The sequence below is a fragment of the Brevibacillus sp. AG162 genome (assembly GCF_006715575.1).
In the GTDB taxonomy this organism is placed as follows: domain Bacteria; phylum Bacillota; class Bacilli; order Brevibacillales; family Brevibacillaceae; genus Brevibacillus; species Brevibacillus brevis.
In genome coordinates, this window is record NZ_VFNO01000007.1 from 91,066 (window position 1) to 108,369 (window position 17,304).

The 17,304-nt window shown below is 50.4% G+C and carries 14 protein-coding genes; 9 read left to right on the plus strand and 5 right to left on the minus strand.

The window, feature by feature from the left end:
• Positions 1–160 precede the first annotated feature (160 nt).
• A complete protein-coding gene (locus tag FB479_RS20640; RefSeq protein ID WP_142066548.1) occupies positions 161–2,359 on the plus strand; it encodes a DNA topoisomerase III in 2,199 nt (732 codons plus the stop codon).
• 66 nt (positions 2,360–2,425) lie between these two features.
• On the opposite strand, the gene FB479_RS20645 is transcribed toward FB479_RS20640, so the two are convergent.
• Positions 2,426–2,803 carry a VOC family protein gene (locus FB479_RS20645; protein ID WP_173617000.1) on the minus strand — a complete coding sequence of 126 codons (378 nt, stop codon included), beginning with the start codon at positions 2,801–2,803 and terminating at the stop codon, positions 2,426–2,428.
• Positions 2,804–3,131: 328 nt separating this feature from the next.
• Here FB479_RS20645 and FB479_RS20650 point away from each other — a divergent pair, with 328 nt between their 5' ends.
• The 5 genes from FB479_RS20650 to purU all read left to right on the plus strand — a co-directional run bounded on the left by FB479_RS20650 (position 3,132) and on the right by purU (position 7,919).
• On the plus strand, positions 3,132–4,322 hold the full coding sequence (locus tag FB479_RS20650) for an HlyD family secretion protein (protein WP_142066549.1): 1,191 nt from the start codon (positions 3,132–3,134) through the stop codon (positions 4,320–4,322).
• Positions 4,319–5,077 (plus strand): ABC transporter ATP-binding protein, encoded by a 759-nt coding sequence (locus FB479_RS20655; protein WP_106656196.1) that lies wholly within the window; start codon positions 4,319–4,321, stop codon positions 5,075–5,077. Before FB479_RS20650 ends, FB479_RS20655 begins: the two co-directional genes overlap by 4 nt.
• Positions 5,074–6,213 (plus strand): ABC transporter permease, encoded by a 1,140-nt coding sequence (locus tag FB479_RS20660; RefSeq protein ID WP_142066550.1) that lies wholly within the window; start codon positions 5,074–5,076, stop codon positions 6,211–6,213. Before FB479_RS20655 ends, FB479_RS20660 begins: the two co-directional genes overlap by 4 nt.
• 17 nt (positions 6,214–6,230) lie before the next feature.
• On the plus strand, positions 6,231–6,911 hold the full coding sequence (locus tag FB479_RS20665; RefSeq protein ID WP_007728114.1) for a TetR/AcrR family transcriptional regulator: 681 nt from the start codon (positions 6,231–6,233) through the stop codon (positions 6,909–6,911).
• Positions 6,912–7,022: 111 nt separating this feature from the next.
• The gene (gene purU / locus FB479_RS20670; RefSeq protein WP_056492164.1) at positions 7,023–7,919 is read left to right on the plus strand and encodes a formyltetrahydrofolate deformylase; all 897 of its coding nucleotides are present in this window, start codon (positions 7,023–7,025) and stop codon (positions 7,917–7,919) included.
• Between the two features lie 77 nt (positions 7,920–7,996).
• Here purU and FB479_RS20675 read toward each other — a convergent pair whose 3' ends face one another.
• The gene (locus FB479_RS20675; RefSeq protein WP_142066551.1) at positions 7,997–8,890 is read right to left on the minus strand and encodes a LysR family transcriptional regulator; all 894 of its coding nucleotides are present in this window, start codon (positions 8,888–8,890) and stop codon (positions 7,997–7,999) included.
• Between the two features lie 132 nt (positions 8,891–9,022).
• Here FB479_RS20675 and FB479_RS20680 point away from each other — a divergent pair, with 132 nt between their 5' ends.
• A complete protein-coding gene (locus tag FB479_RS20680) occupies positions 9,023–10,237 on the plus strand; it encodes an MFS transporter (protein WP_142066552.1) in 1,215 nt (404 codons plus the stop codon).
• Here FB479_RS20680 and FB479_RS20685 read toward each other — a convergent pair.
• The 3 genes from FB479_RS20685 to FB479_RS20695 form a co-directional block, all read right to left on the minus strand.
• Positions 10,215–10,979: an alpha/beta hydrolase gene (locus FB479_RS20685; RefSeq protein ID WP_106656200.1), complete on the minus strand. Its 765-nt coding sequence runs from the start codon at positions 10,977–10,979 to the stop codon at positions 10,215–10,217. The genes FB479_RS20680 and FB479_RS20685 overlap by 23 nt on opposite strands.
• A gap of 100 nt (positions 10,980–11,079) precedes the next feature.
• A complete protein-coding gene (locus tag FB479_RS20690; RefSeq protein WP_142066553.1) occupies positions 11,080–11,736 on the minus strand; it encodes a CoA transferase subunit B in 657 nt (218 codons plus the stop codon).
• 46 nt (positions 11,737–11,782) lie between these two features.
• A complete protein-coding gene (locus tag FB479_RS20695) occupies positions 11,783–12,475 on the minus strand; it encodes a CoA transferase subunit A (RefSeq protein WP_015893185.1) in 693 nt (230 codons plus the stop codon).
• A gap of 265 nt (positions 12,476–12,740) precedes the next feature.
• Between FB479_RS20695 and FB479_RS20700 the strand changes: the two genes are divergently transcribed.
• Positions 12,741–13,991, plus strand: coding sequence for an efflux RND transporter periplasmic adaptor subunit (locus tag FB479_RS20700; protein WP_142066554.1), 1,251 nt, complete (start codon positions 12,741–12,743; stop codon positions 13,989–13,991).
• Positions 13,984–17,232, plus strand: coding sequence for an efflux RND transporter permease subunit (locus FB479_RS20705; RefSeq protein ID WP_142066555.1), 3,249 nt, complete (start codon positions 13,984–13,986; stop codon positions 17,230–17,232). The genes FB479_RS20700 and FB479_RS20705 overlap by 8 nt, the downstream gene beginning before the upstream one ends.
• Positions 17,233–17,304 lie beyond the last annotated feature (72 nt).

The following is a 17,304-nucleotide window of genomic DNA, read 5'->3' on the forward strand; positions in this document are numbered from 1 at the left end:
ATGAAGTTTTTTCCAATTCAAAAGGGAACTTGCCCGTTAGCGTTTCATAACCCGAAGAGTCTAAAACTTTATTTTCTCGAAATATTTCTAAGCCCCTTCTTCCTGCTTTTTTGTTTACAATGGATACAGAGTGTTGAATTGGTTTGAAAGGATGTCGTACATGAGTAAAACAGTTGTACTGGCAGAAAAGCCTTCGGTTGGACGCGACATTGCCAAAGTATTGCAGTGTCACAAAAAAGGAAACGGCTTTTTTGAAGGAGATAAATATATTGTGACATGGGCGCTCGGGCATTTGGTCACTCTCGCTGATCCAGAAGCGTACGGGCAGCAATTCAGCTCGTGGCGAATCGAGGATTTGCCGATTATGCCGTCCCCGTTGCGCTTGGTCGTGATCAAGGAAAGCAACAAGCAATTCCAGGTCGTCAAACAACAAATGAGACGCAACGATGTCGGGCAGATCGTCATTGCGACAGATGCAGGGCGGGAAGGAGAACTCGTTGCCCGGTGGATTCTTGAGCTGGTTCACGTGAATAAACCAATTAAGCGCCTGTGGATTTCCTCGGTGACAGATAAGGCAATCCGCGAAGGCTTCCGCAATCTGAAGGACGGCAAAAACTATGAAAACTTGTTTGCCTCCGCCGCTGCTCGTGCAGAAGCAGACTGGCTCGTAGGAATCAATGCCACCCGCGCCTTGACGTGCAAGCATAACGCCCAGCTCTCTTGCGGCCGTGTCCAGACGCCAACACTCGCTATTGTGGCAACGCGAGAAGAGGAGATTCGACGCTTTACGCCCAAGCCATTTTACGGGCTGTCTGCGGTGGCCCAAGGTCCGATTCAGCTCCAATGGCAGGATCAGCAAACAAAGGATTTCAAAACATTTTCCAAGGAAAAGGCTGATCAGCTAATAGCCGCTCTCAAACAGGAGAAAAGTGCTGAAATCATTGAGGTTAGTCGTGCACACAAAAAGACGTATGCTCCACAGCTGTACGATTTGACGGAGCTGCAACGGGATGCCAACCGGATGTTTGGCTATTCGCCAAAGCAGACGCTGTCCATCATGCAAGGGCTATATGAGCATCACAAGGCAGTGACGTACCCACGAACGGACTCTCGCTATCTCTCTGCTGATATCGTCGAGACGCTGCCGGATCGAATCAAGGCTGTCCAAATGAAGCCATATGCGCCCCTCGCCGCCAGAATCCTGCGTGCGCCGATCAAAGCAAGCAAATCGTTCGTGGATGACAGCAAAGTATCGGACCACCATGCGATTATCCCGACGGAGCAAGCTGTTTTTCTCGGTGATTTGAGCGATAAGGAACGCAAGATTTTCGACCTCATCGTGAAGCGCTTCCTGGCCGTTTTGCTGCCTGCTTTCGAATACGAGCAAACAACCATCCAGGCGAAAATCGGGAATGAAACGTTCCTGGCAAAAGGAAAAACCGTGCTCTCCCAAGGCTGGAGAGAGGCGTATGACCACGATGTGGAAGAAGACGATGCGAAGGACGGCGTAAAGGAACAAATCCTGCCTTCTCTTGCCAAAGGAGATCGCCTGCAAATCCAGTCGATATCACAGACCAAGGGCGAGACGAAGCCGCCAGAGCCATTTACAGAAGCGAGTCTGCTGTCTGCGATGGAAAACCCGGCGAAATACATGGCGAACGAGAGCAAGGATTTGATCAAAACGATTGGGGAAACAGGCGGACTAGGTACGGTAGCAACCCGCGCGGATGTGATCGAGAAGCTGTTCAACAGCTTTTTGCTAGAGAAGCGCGGCAAGCATATTTTTGTCACCGCAAAAGCCAAGCAATTGCTAGAGCTCGTCCCAGATGAAATGCAGTCGCCGACCTTGACCGCCCAATGGGAGCAAAAGCTCGGTGCCATCGCCAAGGGAAGCTTGAACAAGCGAGCGTTTATCGAAGAGATGAAAACGTACGCCAAAGAAGTCGTCCAACAGATCAAGAACAGCGATCAGACTTTCCGGCACGACAACCTGACCAGAAGCAGGTGCCCGGAGTGCAATAAGTTTTTGCTGGAGGTAAACGGGAAGCGCGGCAAAATGCAGGTGTGCCAGGATCGGGAATGCGGCTATCGCAAAAGCATTGCCAAGCAGACCAATGCCAGATGTCCAAAATGCCACAAAAGATTGGAGCTGCGCGGAGAAGGGGAAGGACAAACCTTTGTCTGTGCTTGTGGGCACAAGGAAAAATTGAAAACCTTCCAGGAGCGTCGCGATAAGGAAAAGGGCAGCAAGGTTTCGAAGAAAGAAGTAGCCAAGTATTTGAAGGGGCAAGACAAGGAGCAGGACGAAGGAATCAACTCAGCGTTGAAAGACGCACTGTCCAAATTAAAGTTCGACTAAAGAGGCATGAAACAAAAGCGTGAAACAAAAGGCGGCCGACCATTCAAGTCAGCCGCCTCTTTCTATTTACTTTTTCTCCAGCACAGCAAAGTAATTTTCTTCATCGTCTGCGAAGTTAAAGACGCGGCCAGAAGGCATCGTAACAATGTCTCCAACCTTCACATTTTTATTCATGAGGTCGTTACGCAATTCCTCGATATTTTCCGAAAAGAGCAGAAGCGAAGGAGTGCCAAGATTCATTCCGGGCGACATTTTCGCAACGAATTCCTTATTGTGCAGAACGATGCTTGTTTCAGCGCCTTGTGCGGGAGCAATTTCAATCCATCTCATTTCACCGTTCTTCTCTTCTGAAACAACGCGGAACCCTAGTTTTTCGGTCCAAAAGTTCACTGCTTGATCCTGATTATTGACATACAACATGATTTGACCGACTTTGCTAATCATCATGGACATTTTCCACTCCCTACATGGTAGTTAAAAACCGACGTTCCCAATCCTTTCCCATCCCGACGGTATCGGATACCCGATGCCAACGGACGTGGTCTAGCTTGTCTTCATCATAGCATGAATAATCAGACAAGATTTCTTTTCGATTGCGCATTTTAGAAAAAGGAATTGCATTTGGTGAAACAGGAGCATATACTCACAATTAAAAGTGAGTAATCACTCGCTAATCAAAAAAGGTTTTCTCGAGCCTGGTTCTGTGGCTTGTTTTTTTCTCATAAAAAGAAAGTGATTACTCACTCTATTATGTAAGTAGGGGGAAGCGTCTATGAAACCAGTTGTTCGCTCCATCTGTATCGGGGGACTGTTACTGGCATTGTCGGGGTGCAATTGGACATCCGAAAATCATCCGTCTTTGTCCGGCACAATCGAGGCCATCGAGCTGCCAATCGTAGCTGAAGTAGGCGGATTGGTGACAAACGTTACGGCAGAAGAGGGAAGTGCGGTAAAAAAAGGACAAGTGCTGGCCCAAATCGATAAACGAAGCTACCAAATAACTGTGGCAGAAGCACAGGCAGCACTGGACCAAGCGACAGCCAGACTTGAAGAAGCGAAGGCTGGTTCACGCGACACGATGATCCAAAGAAGCATGGCTAACGTCCAGCAGGCCAATGCGAATATCCAACTGGCACAAGCGAGAAAAAATCAGGCGGAAGCGGGAAAAGCACGTGCTGCTGAGCAGATGACACAGGCAGAATCGCAATGGCAGGGGGCGCAGCAGACCCTCTTGTATCAACAAAAAAGACTCGAGGAAGCAACAGCGCTCTTCGAAAAAGGAGCGATCTCTGCCAAAGACCTCGACACGCAAAAAGAAGCAGTGAACCAGGCAAAAACGCAGGCAGATCAATGGGCGGCACAAGTAGCACAGGTACAGGCACAGTACCGTTCTGCACAAGAAGACATCGCTGCTGCTGCTGCCCAAATCGGTACAGCACAAGCCGCGCAAGCCGGAGCGCAGGCGGATCTCGATCAGGTGAAGGAAGGAAGTACCGATTACGCGATTCGAGCACTGCTCGCCACCCAGCAGCAGGCGAAAGCGAAACTGGATCAAGCCTTATTGCAGCTGGAAAAATCCAAGATTACGGCAACAGACGATGGGACTCTCTTGCGCTCCTCTATCGAACAGGGGGAAGTAGCCAAAACAGGCGCTACCTTGTTTACGATGATGAAGACGGATCAGCTCGAGCTTGTCGTGTACATCCCGGAAGCACAATTGAATCGGGTGAAAAAAGGGCAGGAGGTTGGCATCAAGGTGGATGCCTATCCGGAAGAGACGTTTACGGGAACGATCAGTCGCATCTCGGAAAAAGCAGAGTTCACGCCGAAAAATGTACAGACGGCGGATGAACGCACCAAGCTTGTGTTCGCTGTTACGATTCACATCACAGATGGACTCGACAAAATCAAACCAGGTATGCCTGCCGATGTGCTGCTGGCAGACAAGGAGGGAGGTCAATGAACGCTGCTATCCAATGCGAGCAGTTGACGAAGCGTTTCGGAGATCGAGTAGCCGTGAACAGTTTGACGCTGACAGTTCCGAGAGGTTCGATTTACGGTTTTTTGGGTCCGAATGGCTCTGGGAAATCGACGACAATCCGAATGCTTTGCGGTTTGCTGACCCCGACGACGGGGAAGGGGACGGTACTTGGCTTCGATGTCATGACACAGAGTGAGGAAATTAAGCAACGGATCGGGTATATGTCGCAAAAGTTCAGCCTGTATGAAGATTTGACGGTGGAAGAGAATCTCGATTTTTATGCCGGGGTTTATCGATTAGGTGCAGCAGAACGCAAGGAGCGGAAAGCAGAATTGATTGAGATGGCAGGCCTCACAGGCAGGGAAAAGCAGCTTGCGGGTTCGCTGTCAGGGGGATGGAAGCAACGCCTCGCGCTCTCCTGCGCTCTTTTGCACAAGCCGGAGCTGTTGATTTTGGACGAACCGACAGCAGGAGTCGATCCTGTTTCCCGCCGGATTTTTTGGGACGTGATTCATGAGCTGGCGAAACAGGGGATCACGGTACTGGTGACCACACACTACATGGATGAGGCGCAGACATGCGATTGGATCGGCTTTATCTTTTTCGGCAATCTGCTGGCGGAAGGCACTCCACAAGCTTTGATTGATCGTATGGGAGCAGGCAATCTGGAGGATGTCTTCATCGATCTGGTTAGGCAGGAGGAAGCCAGACAGGCGGCGGAGGAGGGAGTCCGATGAGGCATTTTGTCTGGGAGCGTTACTGGTCTGTCGTGAAGAAGGAAGTCATCCAAATCAAGCGGGATCGTCCCAGTCTGGCGATTGCATTGGTCATGCCGCTGATGCTGTTGTTTTTGTTCGGATATGCGGTCAATACAGACGTCAATGACATCCAGATGGCAGTCTGGAATCAAAGCCCTTCTGCTGCCAGCCGAGAGCTGGTGGATCAGTTCGTCAATACGCGTGTATTCGAGGTGGCAGCCCATGTAAGTGGCTACGAGGAGATCGAAGCCATGCTGGATGATGGCTCCGTAAATGTAGCGCTCATTATCGGGCCGGACTACACCCGCAAGCGTGATCGCAACGAGCCGGTAGACGTGCAAATGCTGATTAATGGCTCCGACCCGAATATCGCCCGGACTGCCACCTCTCAAGCCCAGTTGATCGTCCAACATCAAGCGATCACGTTGCAGGAAATAAAGCTGCAAAAACAAGGCTTGGGGGAGCTGGAACAACCACTCGGCTTGGATACACGCGTGCTGTTTAACCCCAATATGGAGAGTATTGTCTTCAATATTCCCGGCTTGATCGGCTTGATTATGCAAAACGTCACGATGATTCTGACGGCGTTTTCCCTCGTACGTGAAAAGGAGCGGGGAACGATGGAGCAGTTAATCGTGACTCCGATACGCCCATTGGAGCTGATGCTCGGTAAAATTACCCCATATGTAGGCGTAGGTCTCTTTTCGTTTTGTCTGGTGCTATTGATCGGAACGTATTGGTTCGGGGTCCCGGTCAAAGGCAGCATTTCGCTTCTGGTGACGTTGTCTGTCTTGTTTTTGGTGACGACACTTCTCTTGGGCATTTTCATTTCTACAGTGGCAAAGACCCAGCTTCAAGCGATGCAAATGGCATTCGCCTTTATCCTGCCTAGCGTGCTTCTCTCCGGCTTTATGTTCCCGCGCGATTCGATGCCGCTCGTGATACAATGGTTAGGCGGGCTCGTCCCGTTGACCTATTTTCTGGAAATCCTGCGGGGAATTTTCTTAAAGGGCGTGGACATCGATGCGCTCTGGAAGGATGTCGTCGGAATGAGCAGCTTCTGTCTCTTGATCCTGACCGTCGCTATCCTGCGATTCCGCAAGAAGATCGAATAAGAGGAGCGTAATGGGTGATGAACAAGCCGCCAACATTTGTAGAAGGCCTGTTGCAATATGTAGAAGAGTTGAAAGACGAGAGTGAGATGACGGAGAAGCAGCGCAATATTTTGCGTGCATCAGTGAAGCTGTTCGCCGAAAAAGGCTTTCATGCCAGCTCCACCTCTGAAATTGCCAAAGAAGCAGGAGTGGCAGAGGGAACGATTTTTCGCCACTACAAATCGAAAAAGGATATTTTACTTGCCGTCGTAGCACCTGTATTGGTCAAATTCGCGGCGCCGTTTATCTTGAAAGATGTCCGTGAGATCTTCAAAGAGCAGAATAAAAAAACATTCTCCCAAATCGTGACAGAGCTGTACCGAAACCGGATCGACCTGGTGCTCGCGAATGAAAAGCATATTCGCATTTTGCTGCAAGAAGCCTTTTTCCATGACGAAATCAGGGAAGCACTCATCGCTACGGTTTTTACGGGTGTGAAGGAGATGGCAAATAAGCTGATCGAGGCAAAGGTAGAGGTAGGCGAACTGCGTCCACTCCCGACACAGGCTGTCTTTCGTGCGATCCTGTCCTCGATGATCGGGCTCGTTCTGTTCCGGCAAGTTTTGGATACCGATGAATTTACGCAGTTTAGCGACGATGAGCAAATCGCCCTGACCGTAGATATTTTGCTAAACGGGATTGGAAATCACTCTATCTAAAAATTTTTATCGATAAGTGAACGTTTTTCTCTCTATTTGGGTATAGAAATCCCTTCTGGGAATGGTATAATTGCAAACAACTTTTTGCTGTTTTTTGGAGGAGAGTATACCATGCAATTGTTATCAGAGAGAGAATGGCTCGCGTACCGAGAGAAAAACAAAGATCGTGCGCGCATGCTGATTTCTTGCCCGGATCGCGCGGGTATCGTCGCGGCGGTGTCGAACTTCTTGTTCCAACAAGGAGCCAACATCGTTCAGTCTGACCAGTACACGACCGATCCGGAAACAGGCCGGTTTTTCATGCGCATTGAATTCGATCTCATCAATCTGGACGAGCGCTGTGAAGAGATCAAGCAAGCATTCAGCCCTGTAGCCGAGAGCTTTGGCATGGAATGGTCGTTGGTCGAAGCGAACAAGCGCAAAAAGGTCGCGTTGTTTGTTTCCAAAGAAGATCACTGTCTTTTGGAGCTCTTGTGGCGCTGGAAGTCCGGGGAGCTGTTCGCGGATATCGCGGTTGTCGTCAGCAACCATCCTGACATGCAGGAGACTGTCGAGTCCTTCGGTATTCCGTATCGGTGTATTCCCGTCACGAAAGATAACAAGCCACAGGCAGAAGAGGAGCAGATTGCAGCAGCAGAGGGCGTTGATCTGATCGTTCTGGCTCGCTACATGCAGATTTTGTCCCCGCGCTTTTTGGAGGACTATGCGATGCGGATTATCAATATCCACCATTCCTTCCTCCCAGCGTTTGTCGGTGCGAAGCCTTACGAGCAGGCGTATCGCCGCGGCGTGAAGCTGATCGGAGCGACTGCGCACTACGTCACGGAAGAGCTGGACGCAGGGCCGATTATCGAGCAAGACGTTCAGCGTGTATCGCATCAGGAAGACGTCGAGGCATTGAAGCAGCTGGGACGTCAGGTAGAGCGTACGGTGCTGGCACGTGCAGTTCGTTGGCATCTGGAGGATCGGGTGCTGGTGTACGGCAATAAAACAATTGTGTTCCCATAAGCATTGCGTGTTATGAAGAGGCTATTCCTTTGAGGAAAAGCCTCTTTTTTTGCATGTTTTCTGGGAGAAGGCTGCACTCAAGAAGACCTCTCACGCTTTACCAACTCCAGAAACTGAGCAACAACAGGCCGCTGCTCTGTTTCACCGTCACGCGTGCAGACATACAAGGGACGCTTAATCTCGACCCCTGGCACGGTTACTCGACCGACCTCTCCACGCTCTACCATTTCCCTAACGGCCAGAGCAGGAGCCAGCATCGTCCCATATCCCGCCCGGACGGAGTGGATAGACTCGACCAGACCATGATACTGCATACCGACCTGTGGACGTTTCACCCCATGCTCGCGACAGAGGGCAAAAAGCCAATCGCGGGTAGAACTGCCTTGCTCCCGCAACAAAAATGGTTCCTCTACGAGCTGCTCCATACGGATCTCTTTTCCTGCAAGCGGATGATGGGCGGGCAAAATAAACCAATAGGATACATCCATCAAATGAAGCCGCTTGATAGGCAGCTCATCCCACGATTCCTTGATAATGACGGCCACATCGACCTCGCAGCCAAGAAGCAGTTCAATGGATTGCATGGAATTACGCGTGCGAATTTCCACATCGACTCCTTCATAATCGCGCTTGTACTGAGCCAGCCACTGTGGCACGAGATAATGGGAGGGGAGATAGGTAGAAGCAATCCTTAGCCGTCCTTTCTTTCCTTGTTTGATTTCTGTCAGCTGTGATTCGATTTCGCGTTCCCAGTCGTAAATGCGGCGTGCTTTTTCAAAAAGAAAGCGCCCTTCGTAGGTGAGAGAAATGCCGCGACCATCCGGTATGAGCAAGGTCATGCCCAATTCATTTTCGAGCTTGCGGATTTGGGCACTTACGGCAGGCTGGCTGATCGAGAGTGCGATTGCTGCTTCGGTGACACTGCCTCGTGACGCTACTTCTACGAAAATGCGGAGTGCATGTAAGTTCATCCTGTACCTCGATTCATAACTTTTGTTTATGAGTGATAGATAAAGATGTATTAGAAATGATGAGTGATTGCGCGTAAGGTATAGCTCAGAAAGAAAGAAAGAAAGAAAACGAGTAGAGAGAAGGATCAGGAGATGAGAGAAGTCAGTGGAAAGACACAAGTCGTGGCAGTCGCACTGGTGACAGCATTATGCATGATAGGAGATTCGATGCTGTATGTGGTGCTTCCTCTTTTCTGGAAGGAGGCGGGATTAACATCACTATGGGAAGTGGGGGTATTGCTTGCAGTGAACCGCTTCATCCGTGTACCACTCGGCCCTCTTGTTGGAAAATGGTATGAGCGCTCGGGCGGACGAATGGGTTTGATTGTGGCAGTGGCGTTGGCTTTTCTGACGACACTTTCGTACAGCTTGGAAGGCTTTTGGCTGTGGCTTATGATGCGATGCTTATGGGGAGTGGCTTGGACATTTTTAAGGCTGGGTGCGTATTCCTTGATCGTGACCGTTTCCGAAGGGCACAATCGCGGGCAGCTCATGGGCTTGTACAACGGACTGTATCGATTGGGCAGTCTTGGCGGCATGCTGGTCGGAGCGCTGCTGGCCTCTTGGTACGGGCTTTCTGTTGCCTCCATCGTACTTGCGGTGCCTTCCTTGTTTGCATTCATTCTTGTTTTTCGCTATATACGCCCTTCCTTTACCAGTCAGCATCCGACAGACATGAAGCACATGGATACAGGAAAACGCTTGTGGAATCAGGCGCAGGTGCTGATGACGATGGCGACGGCATTGCTCGTCACGATGGTGTACCAGGGGGTGTTTACCTCCACGCTAAGCAGAGTGATCGAAGTACGCGAACCGCTTATCATGATTGGAGGAGTCGTGCTGGGGGCAGCGGTGATTGCTAGTGTAATCCAAGCCATTCGCTGGGGGTGGGAGCCGTGGGCTGCCCCGTTTGTAGGGAAATTGTCGGACAGGCATGGCCGGACGAATCTATTTATCGGGACGTTGCTAGTCGCCTCCGTTCTGTTTGCCTCGTTGCAGACAACGTCTTCGCTTGTGCTATGGTTTGCGATTTTATTCGGCATCCAGCTGACCGCGACGATTATCACGACCGTGCTGGATACCCTTGCGGCAGATGAAGCTGCGAGACAGGACAACAGCCAAGTGGTAATGACACAGTATTCAGTCATGAGTGATCTTGGCGCGGCGTTGGGGCCGCTCCTTGCTTTCTGGCTGGATGAACACGCAGGTCTGGGGCCGATGTACATCGGAATAGCGATGATCTTGCTGCTGGTTGGTCTTGTATGGCTGTGGCGACCAAAGCGGATCAAGATGGAAAGCGCTTCTTAATAGTTGTCATGACGTGAGCAATGGCTGCCTCCTTGTCAGGACCGTGCAGCAGCATATGGTTGGAATGCTCGTACCAGGTGATTTGCGGGGAGGCAGCTTCGTCCACGCTGGTTGCGAGTATTTGTGCGCTCACGGCGTGTACAGTATCGTCTCGCCTTGCTTGCAGCAGGACGTAAGGGGTCGTAATTTGAGGCAAAAGCGGCTTCGTTTCTGCCAACAGCCTGCGAAATTGCAGCATGCTGCTAAAAGGGATTCTGCCGATGCCATGTATGTAGCGTTTGGAGTGGGTAGAGAAATCTTCACGCAAATAGTGCATCGCCTCTTTGACATCCCAATATTTATAAGGGGTGTTGATGGTAATCAGCAGGGCGACGGGGTATTTCGTCGTCAAGTGAAAGGCGAGCAGTCCCCCCATGGAAAATCCGATTACCACGATGGTGTCAGCGCGCATGGACAGTCGCTTGTAGCCTTCTTCTGCCGAGCGTAGCCAGTCGTGGCGGGTGCTTTTTGCCATGTGACGACGAGTAGTCCCATGTCCCTCCAAGGTAGGGCATTCCACTTGATAGCCAGCCTCGCGGAGCTTTTTGGCGAGTGGGAGTATATCGTTGATGTCTCCGGCAAATCCATGGATGAGTAAGCAACCGACTGTTCCTGACATGGAATCTCTTCCTCTCAGATACTGGGAAATTTGATGGATCATCCATATTATATACGAAAAGGTGAGGAGGAGGCGACCGCGCAAGTGTGCCCACACCAAGCAAAAAAAGGAAAGAAAAAGCGACTTCACGCAGCTGCGATGAAGTCGGCTATTCACTAACGGGGTTCTGTACCTGAAAAATAGGTTACAGTCCAATTGTTTTCAGTTCTGGAGAGACAAGTAGCGTAGGTTGCGTGCAGGCTTGGATATCTTCCGCTGTATAGCCTTCTGCTACTTCGACGAGGACGAGCCCGTCTGGAGTCACGTCCATGACAGCTCTGTCCGTAATGATACGATTGACAACCTTCTTGCCGGTAAGTGGCAGAGCACATTCATTCAAGATTTTTGTCTCACCATGCTTGTTGACATGATCCATGATGACGACGATTTTTTTCGCGCCGTGGACGAGATCCATGGCACCGCCCATGCCCTTGACCATTTTGCCAGGAATCATCCAGTTTGCGAGATCACCCGCAGCCGAAACCTCCATCGCCCCCAAAATAGCGAGGTCGATATGGCCGCCGCGAATCATCGCAAACGATTCAGCACTGGAGAAATAGGCCGCACCTGGAATAGCCGTAACGGTTTCTTTTCCGGCGTTGATCAGATCAGGATCGAGGTTTTCCTCCGTCGGGTAAGGGCCAATTCCGAGCAAGCCGTTTTCCGATTGCAGAACGACCGTTTTTCCTTCCGGGATGTAGTTGGCGACGAGCGTGGGCATTCCAATCCCCAAGTTTACGTAAAAGCCATCTTCTATTTCCCCGGCGGCACGAGTGGCGATTTGCTCACGTGTAAGCGACATCTGTGTTTTCCTCCCTTGAATGTAATCCGGTTCTCTCTTTTTCTGCTTACGAGCGGACAGTGCGTCGTTCGATGCGTTTTTCGAACGAAGGTGCCTGTATCACACGTTGCACATAGACACTTGGTGTGTGAATATGCTCAGGGTCCAGTTCACCTGTCTCTACGATTTCTTCCACCTCGACGATGGTGATTTTTCCGGCTGCTGCCATCATCGGATTGAAGTTTTGGGCTGTTTTACGGAAGACGAGATTGCCCATCTTGTCAGCCTTCCACGCCTTGATCAGTGCGAAATCACCCGTAATGCCATACTCAAGCAGGTACTCTTTCCCTGCGAAATCGCGCGTTTCCCGTCCTTCAGCGATAGGTGTGCCGACTCCAGCTGGGGTATAGAATGCCGGAATGCCAGCTCCGCCTGCGCGAATTCTCTCCGCCAGCGTCCCTTGTGGCGTCAACTCGACTTCGAGCTCACCGGACAAAAATTGACGTTCGAATTCCTTATTTTCTCCCACATAAGAGGAGACCATTTTTTTGATTTGCTTTTCACGTAAAAGGAGACCGAGTCCCCAATCATCTACCCCGCAGTTATTTGAGACGACTGTCAAGTTTTTCACTGCTTTGTCCCGCAGGGCGATAATCAGATTCTCCGGAATTCCTACCAGTCCGAAGCCGCCCACTAATAAAGTGGCACCATCGTGAATATCAGCCACGATGTCCGTGTAAGAAGTGTAAATTTTGGCCATGACGATCACTCCCAGCATGAAAAAATAAAGGATTTGTGTAAGCGCTAACAATAGGGGCGATGCAGTTGCCCCGTTTCCCTGCCCTTCTATCATACTAGATACGAGTTACAAACAAGTGACGAGACATTTGGATTATAAAAAATAATGTAAAATGACAGAAAAGTAGTACAACTATACCATTTTTTTCTGTAAAATATATTTTGTCAATATTTGTTGTTTCTTTGTCAGTATAGGAAGATTCAGTGAGAAATGTGGGGTTGCAGGAATGAAAAATACGAATAAATGGATAAGTCTCACGGTTGTGGTCCTGCTGCTCGTCGGGTGCGAAAAGCTAAATGAGGGTGTTGAAGGTCTGAAACGAACGAAAGAAGAAGATACTGTCATCAAGGTGAAAACAGTAAGTGCGTATACGGTGGAGAATGGCCAGAATGAGCGGCTGATGGAAGTGGCAGGTGTAGTGGCACCGCGTCAGGAGCTGGCTTTATCGTTTGGCGCCTCGGGCAAAATTTCAGGCATTCTCGTTGAAAAAGGAGCCACTGTCAAGGCGGGGCAGACGTTGGCGACATTAGATGGAACAGCCTTGCAGCAAGGGATTCATGCAGCCCAAGGACAGGTGGCAAGTGCTGCGATCAAGCGGGAAAAGGCCGCCAAGGGACCGGAGAGTCATGAGGTACAGACCCAGAAGCTGCAGGTAGAAAAAGCGAGAGAACAGATGCAAAAAGCTCGCGATGAGCTCACCAAAGCGGAGGTTCTGTATGCGAATGGAGCCATCTCGAAAGATGAAAAAGACAAGCTCGCATCGGCACTGCGACAGACCGAGCTGAGTCTGGAAGAAGAACAAGTGGCGTACAACAACCTGCTGAAGGGCGCCGATCCACTGGATATCGAAGAAGCGAATGCAAGTGTCCAGCAGGCCAACGTTCAATTGAGCCGGGCGAAGCAGGAAGCGGCTGATGCGGTGATCAAAGCTCCGTTTACAGGTGTGGTTGCAGCGATCTCCAAGACAGAATCGGAGCAAGCTGGACCAGGGACAGAGGTCATTCGGATGGTCGATACGAGCTCCTGGCTTGTCAAGCTGCAGGTAGAAAGGGAGCAAATCGCCCATTGGCAGGCAGGTAAAGTGGTAAAGGTGAAAGCTCCGGACGGCAGTGAAGCAGAAGGAAAAGTGACGTTTGTCTCACCTGTTGTGGATGCCAGCTTGGGGTCTTATCCAGTCGAGGTGACCGTAGACGGCAAGAATGTAGCATGGAAGGGTGGCATGACTGTCACTTGTCAGTACCCGCTGCCAGCGTCAAAGGTTGCGCTTGTTCCTGTTAGCAGCATCGGTGTCTCTGATGAAGAATATTACGTTATGAAAATCAATGAAAATTCAGTGGAAAAGACGTTTGTCAAAGTGGGGGCATTGCAAGGAACCTTCTATGAGGTAGTGGAAGGTCTCGTGCCTGGTGACCAGATTGTTGCTGCAGGCTTGTCGTATGTAGTGGATGGTGAGGCGGTGAAGGTGGCGGATGAATAACAAGACATTTTTATCGATTGTCCCCTCCTTCGCCCGCATCCTGGTGGTCATTTGCTGTCTGCTTGCGGCAGGAGCTTGGTTCGGGCTGGATATCAAGACTTTTCCGGATCGGTCTGTACCTGAATATACAATCAGTCTCTCAGCACCCAAACACTCCTCTGCGGAAGTAGACGAATCGGTCGCGAGAAAAGTAGAGGAATCGGTACGTTCATTGGGCAGTGTGCTTACGATTGCTTCCGAATCTCGGACGGGGTCGGCGGTTATTACTGTAAAAACATCGGAACAAATCGGTTCGGATTACAAGGAACGGTTGGAAAAGAAGCTGGGAGAAATCACGAAGCAGCTGCCCGTGCAGGAATGGAGCGTCAGTCAAAGCAATCTGGCAGATAGCAAAATTGGCTTTTATGTCCTGTACGGCACGGACTTGCAGACTTTGTCTGACGTTGCCCAAAATATCGTCTACGACAAACTGATCAATCTGCCAGGAATCGCTCGCATCGAAATGGACAAGCAAGCCTTGAAGGAGCAGGTAGATATCATTTTCCGACCGTCTATGCTACTCGCCTACGGGCTCACACCTGCTGATGTTCTGTCACAACTGCCGACAGATGTGGTTGGGGAAGAGGTAGGCTCTGTTGGAGCGGATAAGGATCGAACCATGATTCAATGGACGAGTAAATCGGAAGGGCTGCAAGATCTGGGAAAGCACTTGATCTCCACCGAAAAAGGATACGTGCCACTAAATACGTTGGCTGATCTTCGTGATCGACGCGGGAGCAAAGGCGAACAGATCGGGATGTATCGAGGCTCGCCTGCATTAGGAATCACGGTGTACGCAGCAGATGTCGGGCAGTTGCCTGTAATCAGCAAGCAAGTAAAGGAAGCGGTTGGAGAGTTGAATCAGGCTTCAGGCGGCAAGTACCGCCTCGATTTGTTCCGTGACGATGCGCAGACCATCACGGCTGCGTTGAGACAGCTTGGAGCACTGGCTGCTCTAACCGCTGTCATCTGTTCGCTCTTTTTGTACCTGACCCGCAAACAATGGGCAGGGGCTGTACTCGCGCTTTTGGCAAACGTACTTGCGGTCGGCAGTATACTTGGAGGCATGTGGCTTTGGGGAATCCCATTGACGCTCTCCACGCTTGGACCACTCGTGCTGTTTTCGCTATTGTTCACAGGAGCGGGCTCTGCGTTGTTTCATCAGTTTTCTCGATTGCCCTCGTATTCGTTTGTTCGTTGCTTGCAAGTGGCGTGGGGTTTGATGAAGCCGTTTTTGCTCACGGTTGTGGTAGTGGCAGCCTGTTGGACAGGTGTCGTTTTCACTGATTTCCTCAAGGCAGAAGACAAGGTTGTCTTGTACGATGCTTGGCCAGTTCTTTTGCTGGGGACGTTAGCTCTTATTCTTATCTATGGATTGATCACGCCAGTACTGACAGGAACGTGGCTGGAAGCTTCCGAACGAGTAGAGAAGAAAACACCACGGGCCTCCAATAAAGTGACAAGTTATTTTCAAGATCGCTGGGAGAGATTGGTGGAACAAGGCTATTTGCCTTATGGAATCACACTGGTTGCCTCGCTTGTCTTTGTCTTTTTGCTCAAGTCGTTTATTCTTGTAGATCCGTACGCCAAGCTTGATTATGGGGACAAGTCGCTTTCATTGCCAATGGTGCAGGGAAGCAGCATCGATGAGGCCATGCGGGCAGCACAAATAGCCGAGGAGCGTTTGCTCGCCATTGACGAAGTCCGAGATGTCTATACGATTGCCTCCGAAGAAAATCTGAGCTTTCAACTAAAGCTCGTGGACAAATACGATTGGACACAATCAGTCTCAGAGCTGGAAAAAGTACTGGACAAAGAGCTGCGAGATATTCCTCAGACAGACCCGTTTGCGCTGGTCATTAATACAGATAAGGCAACGCGTCTCGTCTTGACGATCATGGGGCCATCGTTGCAAACGACGCAGAACATTGCCAATGAAGTCCTGGCATTCATGGAAAAACAGAGTGCAAAGGATAAAGAGGGGCGAGAGCTGGTAACAGATGAACGAATCGGTCCGGGTGCAGAGGGGACCTTTATCGACATTCGTCCGAAACAAGAGATGCTGGCACGCTACCGGATTACGCAAGAGGAGATCAAGAGACAGCTGGAGAGCTATTTGGGAGAGAAAACAGCAGGCAGTGTCTATTGGAATGAGCGTCAGGTACCTATCCACGTCCGATTCCCTGACGGGTGGATGGACTATCCGGATCAAGTGAAAAATATTTTGATTCGAACCTCACAAGGTACGGTGCGACTATCTGAGCTGGTAGATTGGTCGATCGGCAGCGAGCCGCCCATTTATCAACGGGAAGACGGACTGTATGTTTTCAAGGTAAGCAGTGCCGTCTCAGACCCAAGTCGAATTGAGTTGTGGTCTTACATCATACCATATTCCATGCAAGAAAAGGTGACGATACCCGAAGGCTATACGGTATATAACGACGATGAGCTGAAGAAATTGGAGGAGAAAAAGCTCAACAAGGTTGATTGGAGCAGCCGGTTCTTGACGATTGGCAGTCTGGCTGCCCTCGTACTTATCATGAGCCTGCTTTTGCAACGCAGAACACGCGATGGATTATTTGTCCTCATTCTCTTGCCAGTCTTGTCTGGAGGATTTGCGCTGGGATTGCTGTGGTTGGATCGACCCATGAACGTTATGAGCTTCTATGGAATGGTTGCTGCCATTGCCGTTATCGTTTTGCAGGCACTTCTTGCGGTGGATGAGCTGTACAAGGCCCAAGCCGAACAGGAGCGTGTTTGGGACGGTATCAAGCTGGGGGCCAAACGCACCATGGTCAATCAAGCAGGGATGTATTTGGCGCTCGCGTTAGCCAGCCTTCCGTTAGCTGGGGGCTTGGGTACTGGGAATGACTCGTTTGCGTCCTTTGCCAGCGTATTGTTGTTTGGCATTCTAATGGGGGCTTTTGCTTCAATGGCACTTCTTCCTGGCATGCAATATGCAGCTGTGCAAAGACAGGCTGCCCATTCTGAGATGTCCTTGCCGATTCTCGCACGTCATTTGCGGATTTGGTGGGAAAACAACCAAGTGCGTCGCCGCGATATCAAAGAAAGAAAACGGGAACAGGCCCGCTCACAAAAAACAGGGCAAGCTGAAGCCGCGAACCATGATTCCCGGGAGTATGTGCCTGTACAAGAGGACTTCCTGCCTCTTTCTTCTTCTACACATGACGCCAACCGCTAAACAGGTTGGCGTTTTTCTGTTTCAATCGTTCACGTAGCTGTAACCGACTAACCAGGTATTCGTCATGGTAAG

Coding starts and splice junctions, on each gene's coding strand:
- FB479_RS20645 (WP_173617000.1), bottom strand. CDS start 2,803: ATGATTAGCAAAGTCGGTCAAATCATGTTGTATGTCAATAATCAGGAT.
- FB479_RS20650 (WP_142066549.1), top strand. CDS start 3,132: ATGAAACCAGTTGTTCGCTCCATCTGTATCGGGGGACTGTTACTGGCA.
- FB479_RS20680 (WP_142066552.1), top strand. CDS start 9,023: ATGAGAGAAGTCAGTGGAAAGACACAAGTCGTGGCAGTCGCACTGGTG.
- purU (WP_056492164.1), top strand. CDS start 7,023: ATGCAATTGTTATCAGAGAGAGAATGGCTCGCGTACCGAGAGAAAAAC.
- FB479_RS20655 (WP_106656196.1), top strand. CDS start 4,319: ATGAACGCTGCTATCCAATGCGAGCAGTTGACGAAGCGTTTCGGAGAT.
- FB479_RS20705 (WP_142066555.1), top strand. CDS start 13,984: ATGAATAACAAGACATTTTTATCGATTGTCCCCTCCTTCGCCCGCATC.
- FB479_RS20660 (WP_142066550.1), top strand. CDS start 5,074: ATGAGGCATTTTGTCTGGGAGCGTTACTGGTCTGTCGTGAAGAAGGAA.
- FB479_RS20665 (WP_007728114.1), top strand. CDS start 6,231: ATGAACAAGCCGCCAACATTTGTAGAAGGCCTGTTGCAATATGTAGAA.
- FB479_RS20690 (WP_142066553.1), bottom strand. CDS start 11,736: ATGTCGCTTACACGTGAGCAAATCGCCACTCGTGCCGCCGGGGAAATA.
- FB479_RS20640 (WP_142066548.1), top strand. CDS start 161: ATGAGTAAAACAGTTGTACTGGCAGAAAAGCCTTCGGTTGGACGCGAC.
- FB479_RS20695 (WP_015893185.1), bottom strand. CDS start 12,475: ATGGCCAAAATTTACACTTCTTACACGGACATCGTGGCTGATATTCAC.
- FB479_RS20700 (WP_142066554.1), top strand. CDS start 12,741: ATGAAAAATACGAATAAATGGATAAGTCTCACGGTTGTGGTCCTGCTG.
- FB479_RS20675 (WP_142066551.1), bottom strand. CDS start 8,890: ATGAACTTACATGCACTCCGCATTTTCGTAGAAGTAGCGTCACGAGGC.